The sequence below is a fragment of the Oceanisphaera psychrotolerans genome, from assembly GCF_001870485.1.
GTDB classification, from domain to species: Bacteria; Pseudomonadota; Gammaproteobacteria; order Enterobacterales; family Aeromonadaceae; genus Oceanimonas; species Oceanimonas psychrotolerans.
On record NZ_MDKE01000008.1, the window covers coordinates 64765 to 80702 of the forward strand.

Annotated in this window: 10 protein-coding genes and 1 pseudogene; 3 read left to right on the top strand and 8 right to left on the bottom strand. The window is 59.9% G+C overall.

Annotation, left to right across the window (positions count from 1 at the left end; translation table 11 throughout):
• Positions 1 to 231: 231 nt before the first annotated feature.
• The 3 genes from putA to BFR47_RS17700 form a co-directional block, all read right to left on the bottom strand.
• On the bottom strand, positions 232 to 3843 hold the full coding sequence (gene putA / locus BFR47_RS03525) for a bifunctional proline dehydrogenase/L-glutamate gamma-semialdehyde dehydrogenase PutA (protein ID WP_071471793.1): 3612 nt from the start codon (positions 3841 to 3843) through the stop codon (positions 232 to 234).
• Positions 3844 to 4127: 284 nt separating this feature from the next.
• Complete coding sequence (locus BFR47_RS03530) at positions 4128 to 8171, bottom strand: NAD-glutamate dehydrogenase domain-containing protein (RefSeq protein WP_139215093.1); 4044 nt, start codon at positions 8169 to 8171, stop codon at positions 4128 to 4130.
• On the bottom strand, positions 8099 to 8956 hold the full coding sequence (locus tag BFR47_RS17700; protein ID WP_139215094.1) for an NAD-glutamate dehydrogenase domain-containing protein: 858 nt from the start codon (positions 8954 to 8956) through the stop codon (positions 8099 to 8101). The genes BFR47_RS03530 and BFR47_RS17700 overlap by 73 nt, the downstream gene beginning before the upstream one ends.
• A 275-nt stretch (positions 8957 to 9231) precedes the next feature.
• Between BFR47_RS17700 and BFR47_RS03535 the strand changes: the two genes are divergently transcribed.
• Positions 9232 to 9684, top strand: coding sequence for an Lrp/AsnC family transcriptional regulator (locus tag BFR47_RS03535; protein WP_083398990.1), 453 nt, complete (start codon positions 9232 to 9234; stop codon positions 9682 to 9684).
• Between the two features lie 94 nt (positions 9685 to 9778).
• Here BFR47_RS03535 and speA read toward each other — a convergent pair.
• The 5 genes and pseudogenes from speA to BFR47_RS03560 form a co-directional block, all read right to left on the bottom strand.
• A pseudogene (gene speA, locus BFR47_RS03540) lies at positions 9779 to 11682 on the bottom strand (biosynthetic arginine decarboxylase).
• Positions 11683 to 11917: 235 nt separating this feature from the next.
• Complete coding sequence (locus BFR47_RS03545) at positions 11918 to 12853, bottom strand: patatin-like phospholipase family protein (RefSeq protein ID WP_083398991.1); 936 nt, start codon at positions 12851 to 12853, stop codon at positions 11918 to 11920.
• 163 nt (positions 12854 to 13016) lie between these two features.
• Positions 13017 to 13289, bottom strand: a complete 273-nt coding sequence (locus BFR47_RS03550) for an Rdx family protein (protein ID WP_071471795.1) — start codon at positions 13287 to 13289, stop codon at positions 13017 to 13019.
• A gap of 69 nt (positions 13290 to 13358) precedes the next feature.
• The gene (locus tag BFR47_RS03555; protein WP_071471796.1) at positions 13359 to 14090 is read right to left on the bottom strand and encodes a hypothetical protein; all 732 of its coding nucleotides are present in this window, start codon (positions 14088 to 14090) and stop codon (positions 13359 to 13361) included.
• A gap of 14 nt (positions 14091 to 14104) precedes the next feature.
• Entirely contained in the window at positions 14105 to 14665 is a 561-nt protein-coding gene (locus tag BFR47_RS03560) for a YceI family protein (protein ID WP_071471797.1), read from the bottom strand.
• 224 nt (positions 14666 to 14889) lie between these two features.
• Between BFR47_RS03560 and BFR47_RS18475 the strand changes: the two genes are divergently transcribed.
• On the top strand, positions 14890 to 15036 hold the full coding sequence (locus BFR47_RS18475; RefSeq protein WP_245748777.1) for a LysR family transcriptional regulator: 147 nt from the start codon (positions 14890 to 14892) through the stop codon (positions 15034 to 15036).
• Positions 15036 to 15779 (top strand): substrate binding domain-containing protein, encoded by a 744-nt coding sequence (locus tag BFR47_RS03565; RefSeq protein WP_245748778.1) that lies wholly within the window; start codon positions 15036 to 15038, stop codon positions 15777 to 15779. The genes BFR47_RS18475 and BFR47_RS03565 overlap by 1 nt, the downstream gene beginning before the upstream one ends.
• Positions 15780 to 15938: the final 159 nt, after the last annotated feature.

The window sequence follows — 15938 nt, forward strand, 5'->3', positions numbered from 1 at the left end:
CTTCATCCTGATGTTGCTGAAGGGCCGGAGAGGCAAACGCCGCGTCTGTGGCTCGCTGCTCTTCATCCGTCACGGAACCAGGAGGCAGGGCCGATCGGGGTACTACTGACTGCGGGGATAAACCGTTCATTGTGAGCACTCCTTTACCATGTCATTGATTAATGGCCTGTTGATAACTGGCGGCCACTCCCGCCTGTCAGGACAAGGTGGCCGCCAGATACACTATAGCGCTTACTCGGATGCCGCGATCAGGCTGGCGTTGCCGCCGGCTGCCGTGGTGTCGACACAGAGGTGGCGTTCGATCACGAAACGCTCGGGCGCATCCTGACCGGTCAGCAACGGCAACAGGGCACCATCACGTCGCGACAGGGCGACACGGTATTGCCGCAGCGTCGGCTCGGCAGCCGCGCTGACCACCGCCTCGAATCCACCCACGGTTTCCAGAGCGGCAGGCTGCAACAGACCATCCAGCCCCAGCACCGGCACACCGGTCGCGCCGGCCAGGGCCGCTTGTGCTCCCGGCGCGACCACGACCACACCATTGCCCTGCGACAAGGCGATGCCGGCCTGCTTCATGGCCGAGGCCAGATCCGGGCCCAGACAGAGCACGACACCACGAGGACGGCAGGACAGTCGGTTCAGCTCCCCGGTCGGTCCCGGCATCTCTTCCGGAGTGGCATCGAGGGCCGCGGGCACGGCACCAAAGACGGTCTGCAGCCGCGCCGCCCGATCCCGGGCCACGGACCATGCCCGCACGTCCAGCTGGGTGATCGCACGCTGCAGCTGATCCGCAGTCACCGATTCTGCCCCGGCGACGTCCACCGCTGCCGCCGCGTCGGACTTCATGAAGCGGCGTACATACTGGGGACCACCCGCTTTCGGACCGGTGCCCGACAGGCCCTCGCCACCAAAGGGCTGGGAACCGACGATGGCGCCGATCTGGTTGCGGTTGACGTAGATGTTGCCCACCTTGACCCGGTTGACGATGCGCTCAACCCGCTTGTCGACCCGGGTATGCAGGCCAAAGGTCAGGCCGAAGCCCTGGGCGTTGATCTGATCGACCACCTGCTCGATCTCGTCCGCCTCGAAGGTAGCCACGTGCAGCACCGGCCCGAAGATTTCCTCTTTCAGTTCATGGATGCCTTCCAGTCTGATCACCGTCGGTGCCACAAAGCGCCCTTCGGCCGGTACCGGCAACTGCTTGAGCACCCGTCCCATGGCGGCGAATTTCTTGCAATGCGCTTCGATACCCTGCTTGGCATTGTCGTCGATCACCGGGCCCACATCGGTAGACAGCAACCAGGGATCATCCACCCGCAGCTCGTCCATGGCGCCGTACAGCATCTCCAGCAGGTGATCGGCGATGTCCTTCTGCACATAGAGCATGCGCAGGGCGGAACAACGCTGACCGGCACTCTGGAACGAGGACGCCAGTACATCGCGTATCACCTGCTCCGGCAGGGCGGTGGAGTCCACGATCATGGCGTTCAGACCACCGGTTTCGGCCACCAGAGGTGCGTCCGGTGCCATTGACTCGGCCATCACCTTGTTGATGTGCTGGGCCGTGGCGGTAGAACCGGTAAAACAGACACCGGCAATACGGGGGTCCGAGGTCAGCGCCGCACCGACCGTGCTGCCGCTGCCGGGCAGCAGCTGAATGGCACCCTTGGGGATACCGGCTTCATGCATCAGCTCGACTGCACGGGTGGCGATCAGCGCGGTCTGACCGGCCGGCTTGGCGATAACGGCATTGCCTGCCGCCAGCCCCGCCAGTACCTGACCGGCAAAAATCGCCAGCGGGAAGTTCCAGGGCGAAATACAGGCAATGACACCACGCCCGGCACCGAACTCCTGGTTGCGTACCGCTTCGTTCGGATAGTAACGGGCAAAATCGACGGCTTCGCGAATTTCGGCCACGCCATCGAGCAGGCTCTTGCCCGCTTCGCGGGTCGCCAGGGCGAACAGCTCGTGAACATGCTCTTCAAACAGGTCGGCTACACGGCGAATGCGGCTGGCCCGCTCCTCCACCGACAGGGCAGACCAGACCTGGAAGCCGGCTTGCGCTTCGCGGATGGCGCCTTCGATATCTTCTTTAGAAGCCTGGGTGACGTGACCCACCAGATCAGACGGTTTGGCCGGGTTGCGCACTTCCTGTACCTCGCCGCCCTGCACTTCGCAGGCCAGCACGGGACCACCGGTCCACTGATGGCGCTTGAAGCGGCCACGCCCCTCTTCGATGGCGGCCACTTCCACCGGGTCGGTAATGTCCCAGCCCTTGGCATTGAGGCGCTCGGCACCATAGAGATCGGCCGGACGGGCAATGGTCTTGCTCGACACGGCATCGCCCATGGCGGCGACGGTATCGAAGGGGTCGCGAGCGATGTCTTCGGGCTGGATACGGGTATCGACAATCTGGTTGACGAAGGAGCTGTTGGCACCGTTTTCCAGCAGGCGGCGTACCAGATAGGCCAGCAGATCCTGGTGGGCACCCACGGGGGCGTAGATGCGGCAGCGCGTTCCCTGTTTGGTGAGCACCGCATCATGCAGCGATTCGCCCATGCCGTGCAGACGCTGGAATTCGAAGCAGTCCCGACCCTGAGCCAGTTCCAGAATGGCCGATACCGAGTGGGCATTGTGGGTCGCAAACTGGGGATAGATGCGATCGGTCATGCCCAGCAGTTTTCTGGCGCAGGAAATGTAGGACAGATCGCTGTTGACCTTGCGGGTGAAGACCGGGAAATCCTTCAGGCCCATCACCTGGGCACGCTTGATCTCCGCATCCCAGTAGGCGCCTTTGACCAGACGTACCATGATGCGTCGATCCAGCTTTTCGGACAGTGCATACAGCCAGTCAAGCACATGGGCAGCCCGCTTGCCGAAGGCCTGTACCACGACACCAAAGCCGTCCCAGCCCGCCAGCGAAGGATCGGACAGCACCGCCTCGATCACATCCAGAGACAGATCCAGGCGATCGGCTTCTTCCGCATCGATATTGAAGCCCATGTTGGCGGCCTTGGCCTGTCTGGCCAGTTCCAGCGCCCGGGGCACCAGCTCGTTCATGACCCGCTCTTGCTGGCCGAATTCGTAGCGGGCATGCAGTGCCGACAGCTTGACCGAAATCCCCGGGTTCTTGCGAATTTCCTGGTGTACACAGTGCGGTGCCAGGGACTTGATGGCATCGGAATAGGCACGGTGATAGCGCAGCGCATCCGCGTCGGTGCGAGCCGCCTCCCCCAGCATGTCGTAGGAGTAGGTATAGCCCCGCGATTCATAGCTCTTCGCGCGCTTGAGTGCTTCCTCGATGTTGCGGCCCAGCACGAACTGGCGTCCCATTTCCTTCATGGCCTGAGCCACGGCAGTGCGCACCACGGGCTCGCCGAGGCGCTTGACCATGCCACGCAGGGTGCTGGTCAGCCCTTTCCGGTCGACCGGCGAGAGCAGCTTGCCGGTTACCAGCAGTGCCCAGGTGGAGCTGTTGATCAGCGATGAGCCGGAACGGCCACGGTGCTCGGCCCAGTTGCCGGATGAAATCTTGTCTTCGATAAGCTCGTCGATGGTGCTCTTGTCCGGTACCCGCAGCAGGGCTTCGGCCATACACATCAGCGCCACGCCTTCCTTGGTCGTCAGGCCGTACTGGGCCAGAAACTTTTCCATGATGGTGGGCGTGGAGTTGGCACGCACATCTTTAACCAGCTCGATCGCCCGAGCGGAGATGTTGGCACGCTCAGTGGGGGATACCTGCGCACTGGCCGCCAACGCCTTGACGACGGTGGCTTCATTTGCCAGATAGTTGCTACGCATCTGTTCCCGGCTGGACGCCATCGATTGTGCTTGTTCTTTCATCCGACCTACTCCCTTGGTGTATGTAGTCTTGTTGTCGCCATTCTACCCACAAACAGAGAGTCATATTTCCTATATTAAATTAGCTAACATTGCTTTATGACCATTTATCGATTCCATTTTTTAACTTTTTACCAGCAGAATATAAATAACAGGAAAATCGACTAACCCAGCTATCCGAAGCCAGATCCGGCAAGGCACGGCACGCCATGCCTGGCGCACAAAAAAATGACCCCGTCACGGTCATGCGTCGACGGGGTCAGGTGCCACGGGGAAATGATGCGTCGCTATGCCAGTTCGAGCAACACACTCAGGGCGACGGAGAACACCGCACAATCGGTGATTTTCGTCCTCTGTACTTCCGCCAGGGTCTGGTGCCAACGAGTCAGCAGCGGGGCCTGTCGCTGGAACCAGCGCGCCAGCCAGTCCGACACGTCCGGGGCCTCCTGATCCTCCTTGCCCATGTCGATAACGCCCTGAGTCAGGCCTCGCAACTGATGATCGAGCTCGTTTCGATAACTGCTGACCGCCAGCGATTGCCAGTGATTGGTCGCGGGAAAGGCCAGTATCTGTCGATCGAGCCAGACCAGATTGAGCTTCTCTCCCAGGGTGAAATACACCGACGCCACCTCGACGATCCCCACTTCCCGGTGACGGGCAATGTCGATAATATCCAGCAGCCAGTACTGACTTTCGGCCGAGGCGCAGTAGGCCGCCAGCAGCTCCGGCACCTTCTGCTCGCAATAGCGCCCGAATTTTTCCTGCCAACGATCCTGCGGCACAATCCGGCCCAGTTGCTCCACACTGGCCACGGCGTCGCTCAGGGCGCCTCGATAGGCCTCGATGCACCCGGCCAGGTCCAGATCATAACGACGATAACGCAACACCCAGTAGCTTCCCCGCCTGACCAGCCGGATCAGATCTCTCATCATGTCGATCTGGGTCGCGACCGGTACCTGACCATCCAGCGCCTCGATGGCATCCCAGTGTCCGGCAATGCCGAACACGTCCCGGACAATCAGGTAGGCCGCCGCAATCTGTGCGAAGTCAGCGCCGGTTGCGGTACGCACACTGTGTACAAAGGTGATGCCCATGCGATTGACCAGATCATTGGCTATCTGGGTGGCGGTGATTTCCCGCCGCAGACGGTGGCTGCTCAATGCATCCGGAAACCGGTCCTGCAACTGCCGGGGAAAGGCGGTAACGAGTTCCTGCGAAAACCAGGGATCCTCCGTCAGCCAGGAATCAGCCAGCGCCTGTTTAAGTTCTATCTTGGCGTAGGAAATCAGCACCGACAGTTCCGGCCGGGTCAGCCCCTGTCCCTGCTCCTTGCGGTGTAGCAGTTCCTTGTCGGAGGGCAAAAACTCCAGAGTGCGATCCAGCCTGCCGGCACTTTCCAGGCTGCGCATCAGGCGCATATGTTCATCGACCGATTCGCTGGAGAACGCATCGGCAATATTCAGAGCCTGGGCCTGCCGATAGTTGTTGTTCAGCACCAGCCGGGCCACCTCATCCGTCATCTCGCGCAGCAGTTGATTACGCTGTTTAAGGGTCATGTCGCCCTGCTGTACCAGTTCGTTCAGCAGGATCTTGATATTCACTTCATGATCGGAACAGTCCACCCCGCCGGCATTATCGATAAAGTCGGTGTTGGCCGCCCCTCCACCGAGGGCAAATTCGATACGTCCCCGCTGGGTGGCCCCCAGGTTGCCCCCTTCTCCCAGTACCCGGCACCGCACGTCCTGACCATCGACCCGCAGCCCGTCATTGGCCTTGTCACCCACCATCTCGTGGCTTTCGACCGTCGCCTTGATATAGGTACCAATGCCGCCATTCCAGATCATGTCGACGGGCGCCTTCAGCAGCGCGCTGATCAGTTCGTTGGGCGTCAGGCGGTCCGCCTCGATCGCGAAGGCCGACTGCATTTGTGGGCTGATCTCAACCCATTTGGCACTGCGTGAAAAGACGCCGCCGCCCTCGCTGATCAGCGAAGTGTCGTAATCGCTCCAGGACGAACGGGATAACCCGAACAACCGTTGCCTTTCGGTGAACGAACGGCCGACATCGGGCGCGGGATCGACAAAGATATGCTGATGGTTGAACGCGGCCACCAGCGCGATGGACTCGGACAACAGCATGCCATTGCCGAACACATCGCCTGCCATGTCTCCGATGCCGATCACCGAAAACCGCTCGTTCTGGGTGTCGAGACCACGCTCGTGAAAATGTCGCTTCACCGACTCCCAGGCACCACGGGCGGTAATCCCCATTTTCTTGTGGTCATAGCCCTGGCTGCCGCCCGAGGCGAAGGCATCGCCCAGCCAGAAGCCGTATTCGTCGGAGATGTCATTGGCGATATCGGAAAACGTCGCCGTCCCCTTGTCGGCCGCCACCACCAGATAGGGATCATCCCCATCATGCCGCACCACTCCGGCGGGCGGCCGGGTCTCGCCCCCCACCAGGTTATCGGCCAGATCCAGCAGCCCGCGAATGTAGGTGCGGTAGCAGGCCTGTCCTGCCGCCAGGACCGCTTCACGCCCGCCGGAGGTGGGGGGCTGCTTCACGATAAAGCAGCCTTTGGCCCCCACCGGGACGATCACCGAGTTCTTGACCTGCTGCGCCTTGACCAGCCCCAGCACCTCGGTCCGGTAGTCTTCCATCCGGTCGGACCAGCGGATCCCTCCCCTGGCCACCTTGCCCGAGCGCAGGTGAACCCCTTCCATCTGCGGCGAATAGACAAACACCTCGAACATCGGCCTGGGCTGCGGAATATCCGGAATTGTCTGGGGATCAAGTTTGAAGGAAAAATACTCTTTCGGCTCCCCATCGGCCTTCCGTTGATAATAGTTGGTGCGAATGGTGGCCCGGATCAGCATCAGGAAACGGCGCAGGATACGATCATCATCCAGGCTGTCTACCCGATCCAGTTCCTCCTGGATCTGCTGTTCGATGTGTTGCGCCGCCTCCTGACGTTGCTCGTCCGCCGTGTCTGCCGGTTCGAAACGTGCCTGGAACAGTGCAACCAGCAGGCGGGTCACGGCAAGATGACGCACCAGGGTGTCGGCCAGGAAGGGCTGGCTGAAGCCGAAGCGGAGTTGCTTGCTGTAGCGGGCATAGGCACGCAGCAGCGCGACCTCTCGCCAGCCCAGTCCGGCCCCCAGGATCAAGTGATTGAACGAGTCATTTTCTGCCCCTCCCGTCCAGATCTTGCTGAAGGCGTCCTGGATTAGGCCATAGACCACCTGACGCTCCGCCTCGGTGTCCGGCGTCTTGCAACTGACCTTGACGTCGCTGATCCAGTACTGCCTGTCATCACGGCGCTGAACCACATAGGGATGCTCCGCCAGAACCCGCATTCCCAGATTTTCCAGCAGCGGGATCACATCGGACAGCACCAGATGAGCATCCTGGGTGTACAGCTTGAACTTCAGCCCCTGCGCCATCGGATCAATGGATTGATAGAAGCGCATGGCGATGTCGCGCCCCGGCGCCAGCTGTTCCATATGCTGTATGTCGCAGACCCCGTTGGCGGGAGAAAAATGTTCCTTGTATACCGACGAGAAGGCCCGGCTGAACAGGTTGGCGAAACGATTGCCCGCCTCCTCGCCGCATACCTCGACCAGATTGGACTTCAAATCGCCTTCCCACGAGCGGGACGCCGCCATTACGCGGGCTTCAATCGCAGCAATGTCGGGCACCTGCTGCGCTTCCGGCTCCACATACAGCACGAAGTGAGCCCGGAACAGCACCGAATCCGGCAACGCGGCAGACATCTCCACATCCACGGCACCAAGACCATCGACCAGGATCTGCTGCACTTTCTCGCGCAAGGCTGTGTTGAACAGATCCCGTGGCACATAGTAGAGGCAGGAGTAATAACGCCCGCCCTTGTCCGCCCTGATAAACAGCGAGGCCTTGCGGCGTTCCTGCAGGTTGAAGATGCCCATGGCCAACTCCTGCAATTCGTCGGTACTCGCCAGCAGGATCTCGTCGCGGGGCATGTCTTTCAGGATCTGGCTGACCCGCTTAAAGCTGTGTCCGCCGGGTTCAAACCCGGAATGCGCCAGTACCGCCGCTATCCTGTGACGGATCAACGGGATCTGCTCCGGCTCATGGCTATAGACAGTGGAGGTATAAAGCCCGACGAGACGGTGTTCGCCAATCGTCTTTCCGTCAGCATCCAGCCGCTTGATGACCACGACGTCCCGGTAACCGGGCCGATGCACTCTGGAGCGGTGGCTGTCCTTGGCAAAATCGATCAGCGCGGGGAGTACCGCATCGTGAGTCCATTCGCTTTCTTGCTGGCGACGAGAGGAGCTCTCGCACCGCATGACTCCGAGGCAATCTCCGGGCCTGAGCATGAGCTGCGCCGTCTCCCGCTCGCCGTCAAGCTGCCAGGCTGATAGCCGAGAAAGATAAAATGATCATCCAGCAGCCAGTCGAGGAACCGATTGATTTCTTCCCGCTGCTCCTTATCCCCCTGCGCCGCCCCCTGACGAAGTTCCTGCTGGATAAGCCCAAGCTGTTCGCGCATCTCGATATGGTCATCCACCGCCATTCTGACCTCGGCCAGCACCTCCACCAGCGCCTCGCGGATCACCCGGAGACTGTCAGGATCGGTATGACGGTCGACCTCGAGGTGAATCACCGACTCCGCCTGCATCCGCTCTTCGCCGGCGGCCGTCGCCTTCAGCTCCAGCAACTGACCGTCCTGGTCACGCCTGACCTTGATGACACAGTTGCTGATGGAATGGATCGCCAATTCCTGCCGGTTCAGTTCCACTCGCACCGAATCCACCAGAAAAGGCATGTCCAGCACATGAACCCGGATCACCGTATGGCCCGAATGCCAGCCGTGCTGCTCGACGTTAGGGTTGAACACTTCAACCTTCGCCTCGGTGGCATCGAAGGCCTGGATGGTTTTCCAGTACGACAGGACGGTAGCGTAGAGATGATCGATGCTGGAGGCGCTCAGCTCCTCGGGAGCCGATACGCGGTAAAACTGTCGTGAGAACTCAATCAGAGATGATGCATGGTGAGGGTCCAGACTGGTTCGGAACGCATCAGCCAGTTGATCCAGCACCGTTTGCTTGGATGGGATTCGAATATCGAGCATGAGAAAATATCTCCAAACAAGGTCAGTGGTTTTATTCTAGTGATGAATTGCCCGGGCCTGCGGCAGACCTGTAAACCCGTAGCAGCCGGATGAAATGCCCCAGGCGTCCTCCGGCCGGTGATCCACGCAACATCTGGCCTCACCTCACCGCTTGAAACATCCTGACATTGTACCGAAGAGCCAATAGTCTATTTCACCAATAAAAAAACATATGTAGACTATTGGAATATATTTAAACAACATATTGGAAATAAAAACTAAAAATGGCGGCAACAATGGGAAATTTGGATAGAGCAGACCTGCAGATCATCAAGGAACTCCAGGAAGATGCCCGGATGACACTCACCGAGCTGGCTTCCCGCGTCGGCCTGTCGAAGACCCCCTGCCAACTGAGGATGCGCCGGCTCGAGGAACAGGGGTATATCACCGGTTATACGGCGCTGGTCGATCATGGCAAGCTCGGCCTGAATCATATCGCCTTTGTCCAGGTCACCCTCAACGATACCAGCAGCAAGGCCCTGACCGCCTTTAACAAGGCCGTCCGCAAGATCGGAGAAGTCGAGCAGTGCCACATGATCGCCGGTGGCTACGACTACCTGCTGAAGATACGCACCAGAGACATGGTCTCTTACCGTACTGTGCTGGGAGAAAAACTCTCCACCCTGCCGCATGTGGTGCAAACCAGCACCTTCGTGGTCATGGAAAGTGTGAAGGATCTCGGCCTGTAGGCACGACCCTTCACCTGATCCCCAGGCATGAAAAAGCGGGAAGTCGATGTCGACTTCCCGCCTGGCATTTACCGCTTACGTTTTACGGCGTAGCTTAAAGCTCTTCTTCCAGATAGGTATAACCTTCCAGACCGGCCGACAGTTCTTTCAGCAGCATGGCACGGGTTTCTTCATCCAGGTCCGGCTGATTCACCAGCACCTCGTAACGGGCATTGATCACCGACGGGTCGATGTCCACATAACGCAGCATGTCGGCCACGGTGCTGCCAGCTTTCACGTTATTGACCACCACCTTGCCCTGCTCGTCCACCGACACTTCCGCACTATGGGTATCGCCGAACAGGTTGTGCATGTCGCCCAGAATCTCCTGATAGGCGCCCACCAGGAAAAAGCCAGATACTGGGGCTGGCCGGGCACAAACTCGGGCATCGGCAGCGTGGTTTCCACCCCCTGGCCATCGACGTACTGATCGATGGCGCCGTCGGAGTCACAGGTGATATCGAGGATCACCGCGCGACGGGTCGGCGCCCGGTCCAGGCCATCCAGCGGCAGCACCGGGAAGATCTGATCGATACCCCAGGCATCGGGCAGGGACTGGAACAGGGAGAAGTTGACGAAACACTTGTCCGCCAGCTTCTCGTTCAGCTCGTCGATAATGGGTCTGTGCGCCCGGTTCACCGTATCCAGCCGTGACTTGATGCCCAGACAGATGTTGAGGTGCATTTCCTCGGCCCAGGCCCGGTCTTCCAGCGTCATCAGACCCATGTTGTACTGCTGGTGCACATCGGCCAGCTCGGCCACGGTATCGTGGTAGATTTCGAGCAGCGGCGGATCTTCCCGGCACAGATCTTCCCAGGTTTCCCAGATGTTCTGCAGCAGGAAGGCGGCGTCATCTGCCGGCGCCGTCGCCGGCTGGGGTTTGGCCGACTCGGTGCTGATCACATCGGCCACCAGCATGGCATGGTGCGCGGTGATGGCCCGGCCGGATTCACTGATGATCAGCGGATAAGGCAGGTCGAATTCGCGGCACACATTACCGATGCCCCACACCACGTTGTTGGCGTATTCACGCAGGTTGTAGTTGGCCGAGCAATAGCTCTGCGAACGGGTACCTTCGTAATCCACGCCCAGACCGCCGCCCACATCGACGATATCGACCGGGACCCCCATGCGGCGCAGCTCGCCGTAGAAACGGCCACATTCACGTACGCCTTTCTGGATATCGCGGATATTGGCAATCTGGGATCCCAGATGGAAATGCAGCAGCTGCAACCAGTCCAGGCAGTCCGCATCGCGCAACTGCTTGACCAGGTTCAACACCTGCGCCGCACTCAGACCAAACTTGGACTTTTCGCCACCACTGGACTGCCATTTACCGGCCCCCTGAGAGGCCAGCCGGGCGCGTACACCCAGACGAGGCGCCACATTGAGGCGCTGAGCCTCTTCCATCACCATGGTCAGCTCGGACAGCTTCTCGATGACGATATACACCTGATGGCCCATCTTGGTGCCCAACAGCGCCAGGCGGATATATTCCTTGTCCTTATAACCGTTACAGACGATCACCGACTCGGTTTCATGGCTGTGCGCCAGCACCGCCAGCAACTCCGGCTTGGAACCCGCTTCCAGGCCCAGCCGCGGCTTGTCTTTATATGCCTTGGTCACCGCATCCAGCACACCGCGCTGCTGATTCACCTTGATCGGGTAAACGGTCAGGTAATCACCTTCGTAGCCATAATCCTCGATGGCACCGTTGAAGGCATTGAACAGGGCATCGATACGGCTTTTGATAATATCGGGGAAGCGCAGCAGCACCGGAGCGGCGTAACCTTCTGCCTTGAGCTGCTCGACCACTTCGGACAAGACCACTTTTGCCTCGGGGCGGGTTTTATCGGGGGTGACGACGACCCGACCCTGATCGTCCAGATGAAAAAAACCGGCACCCCAGTAAGGCAGGTTATACACCTTTAGTGCGTCGTTTGCGGACCATTCAGCCATATTCTTTGTCCCCTTTATGTGTAAGGGCCATAGAAGATCCGGACCTGGATAAGGCCCGGTACGATAATTGTTTGACGCTCCGAGGGTATCGGGCGCCCGGCGCTTCAGCAAGCCCGACCGTGACAAGGCGTTCATGATATCCACGGCCTTCGACATGGCTTGTCCTGAAAATCGGGGGGCGAGTGTACACACAGAGCCGGGCGCTGACCAGAGCGTGCAACCGCTTGCGGCCATTTTATTGCGCGGCCAGCGTCTCCAGCGCCGATCCCAGCGTATGCAGAAAATACAGACCGCAGCGGCGGCCCAGTTCATAGTCCTGCTCCAGCTGTGCCCGGCTGGAGCCCAGCACCCGGCTTTGCAATGGCTGGTGTGGAAAGATTTCGATCACCCGGGTACCTTCCGGCGGCGAGCGGATAAAGTCATGGGAGTCGTTGAAACAGCGTTCGTGGGCCTCCACTATCTGCATCAGATCACCCAGTCGTTCACGGCCTATCCAGCCCTCCAGTTTGCGCGCCCAGTGCGGGCTGAAACGGCTATGCTGAGGCACGGTACGTATCACCACTATGGTACGCGCCCCCCGACGATAGGCCTCGCGCACCGGTATCGCATCGGCCACGCTGCCGTCCACATAGCGCTCTCCCTGCCACTGCACCCCGGCCCGGTAAAACAGCGGAATGGCGCTGGACGCCTTCAACCCCAGCATCCAGTCGCTTTCCGTCGGATGAAAATAATGAGGTCGGTAATCGCCGGTACGCGTGCTGCAAAACAGCAACTCGCGCCCGTTCAGTCGCCGGCGGCCGGTGTCGATATCCAGTGGCATCCCCTGCGTGATGACCTCGAAGAACCAGTCCAGATCGACCAGATCGCCTCCACGGGCAAAGTGCAACGGCCGAAAGAATTCGGCACGGGTGGTGTACTCGCCGATGATCTTGCAGGCATAGCCCCGGGCATCACACACAAAGGCCGACAGATTCTGGGCCCCGGCCGAGGTGCCAATCAGGATATCGAAGGGATCGAAACGAGCCTCCATAAACACATCCAGCACGCCGGCGGTAAAAATGCCCCGCTGGCCACCCCCTTCACACACCAGTGCCAGCTTGCCGGTCTGACCGCCAACATCGACATACAAGGGGGCTATATGGCCCAGGCTGACCGGTACATGGTTGGTCATAGTGATTCCCTTCATCAAACCGTATGAATGGTGCCAAGGCACCGTCATCGAGGTGGTTTGGGGACTCTATTGGTGTTATTGCTCAGATTGCAGGCTGGTGTCCCGAATCCGACCCGATACTCAAATCATAGCTAATCGACGGCTGGCCCGGCGAGCTATGGCGTCAACGGTCACTGTGGCCCAGGTCGCGATCCGGCGCGATATGATCCCGTAACCGTTGCTTGATCTCCTTGGCCTCGGGAAAGCCCTCGTCCGCCACCCGGCACCAGATCAGGGTGCCGTCGACGATGATCTGGAACTGGCCTTTTTCTCCCGGGATCAGGGCTACCTCGCCCACCTCGTCATTGAAGGTCGACAATATTTCCTGTGCCAGCCAGGCCGAACGCAACAGCCAGCGGCACAGGGAACAGTAGCGAATTTCCACTCTCGGTTTCATGGTGTTTCCTTGCGTAAAAGAAAAAGGACCGGGTCGGTCTGACTCGGTCCTTTTGTTATCACATGGCTGTCAATATAGCGAATCCTGAGGCCACACCAGCCAGAGGCTGAGTGCGCCCACCAGCACCGCGGCGCCGATCGCCGCCAGTGACGACCGCCAGGCTCCTTTTCGGCGCAGCCCCTGTTCCACCCAAGGCGGCACCAACGCCAGCGCCACTATCCACCAGTCCATGGGAATATACTGCCAGCACAGGGTCAGCAGCAGCACATAGGCACCGGTAAACTGACGGTCGGACACCGAGCGACTCAGGCCGCTCAGCCACAAGAATCCGGCCAGTACCGCCAGGGCACCGGCGAGCTGAGCCAGCAGCAGGCTGCCATCGATGGCGACCGTGATGGCAAAGGCACCACCACCGGCGGCAAAGCCCAGTCCGGCCCGGTCCGTACCACAGCGCCATTCGCACCAGCCCTGCCACAGCCAGAATACCACCAGGCCCAGCAGTGCCTCGGGGTAACGCGCCAGCAGCGGCCATAACGCCAGCAGAAAGACGCCACTTATCAGCAGCGGTGCCAGCAGCCGGCGCCACCGGCCCGGTAACAGCTCGGCCAGCGCCACCGCCCAGAAGACCATCGGCAACCACTGGGTGCCCTTGGTCGGCCACCAGTACCAGCCGGATGCCCAGCCCATGGTCACCCACACCGCCAGCCCTGCCAGCCACCAGAATGCGGACGGGCGCCACCAGCCGATGGCACCCGCAGCAAAGGCCGGCAGCAGCGTCTGTATCAGCAGATCCACGCCCATATCAGCCTCCGGGTTTACTGACGAATGCCTTCGACAAACAGCTTGATGGCGATGTCATCACCCACGCCGGGCAGGCCGTAGCTCATGCCAAAGTCACTGCGCTTGATGCTCGTCTCGGCGCTGAAGCCGTTGCGATAGCCCCCCCAGGGGTCCTCGCCTTCGCCGATAAAGTTGACGTCGAAGGTGACCGGCTGACTCACACCGTGCACGGTCAGGTTACCGCTCAGCTTGCCGCCGTCCTTGTCACCTTCGTAGCCGGTGCTGGCAAAGTTCAGGGTCGGATACTGGCGCACATCGAAGAAGTCGGGGCTGCGCAGGTGCTTGTCCCGCTCCTCGTGGTTGGTATCGACGCTGTCGGCCTCGATGGTGAAGCTGGCCGTAGCGGCGGCAGGGTTGTCCGCATCGAACTGATAGCTGCCCTCCAGTTCGTTGAAACGCCCCAGCAGGGTGCTGAAGCCCATGTGGCTCACTTCAAAGACTACCGTGGTATGAGCCGGGTCCACCTTGTAATCGGCGGCCACAACCGGGCCGGCCAGTACCAAAGAGGAAACAAGCAAGGCTGCTGTCGTTTTCATAATAATCTCCGTATCTGCAGGATCAGGCGCACCCGGGCGCCACATGGTTAATATGGACTAGATAGTAGGGCGCCGGGAAAACGAGAACAATTATAATTTAACTAAAACATTATCCACTTTTAGTTAATAATATAGCGTTATCAAGGGTGCTAACCCGGACAAAACCGCCCGAATCGCACCACTCGGATACATAACGTCAGGTACACGACAAGGGAGCACAATAGGTGGACCAATTATCCGCTATCCGGACCTTCTGCAAGGTGGTGGAACTACAAAGCTTTACCAAAACCGCGCACCAGCTCGAACTGTCGGTCGCCATGGTGTCGAAACAGGTAGGCTTGCTGGAGCAGCATCTCACGCCCGGCTGTTGATGCGCACTACCCGCCGGGTCAGTGTCACCGAAGCCGGCCAGCTATATTACGAGCGCTGCCATGCCATTCTGGCCGAGCTGGAGCAGGCCAATGCCATGATCTCGGATCACAGCCGTCGACCCAGCGGGCCTATTCGCATCTCGGTTCCCATGGACTTCGGCACCCTCAAGGTGGCCCCGCTGCTGGCGGAATTTCACCGGCGCTACCCGGACATTCACCTCAATCTGGAGTACAGCGATCGCCTGGTGGCGCTGGTGGAAGAAAACTTCGATCTGGCGCTGCGCATCGGTGCCCTGCCCGACTCGTCACTGATTGCCCGGCCATTGGCGCAGATGTCGCTGATCACCTGCGCCGCCCCCGATTACCTGGCCCGGCACGGCACCCCCGACCATCCCTCGCAGCTCGTGGATCATAACTGCCTGCTCTATACCCTGAGCGAGCCGCAATGGAGCTACCAGCAACGGGGACACCGGTATGACATCAGGCCCAAGGGCGCGATGCGGGCCAATACCGGCCGGGCCCTGGCGCTGGCCGCCAGCCAGGGCATGGGCGTGATCATGCAGCCTCGTTTTATCGTGGAAGATTATCTGGAGAAGGGAGTATTACTGCCGCTGCTGGAAGACTTCGAACTGCCGAAAATCAACCTGAATCTACTCTACCCGCACCGGCATTTTCTGCCCAGCCGGGTAAAGTGCTTCGTGGACTACATGGAAAGCTGCTTCAAACATTCACCCAACCATTGAGGCGGGGTGGATGTCTGTTTTCATTGCTCCTCATCCTGAGGAGCAGAGGCAAGATACCGTTAAGCAGACCTTCTGCACCAGGGAAGGTGCAGTAGAGCCCCCATGGATGATGAGATGGACACCTCTTGTGTAACCGGCGTCGCGATGCGCCATATTTGG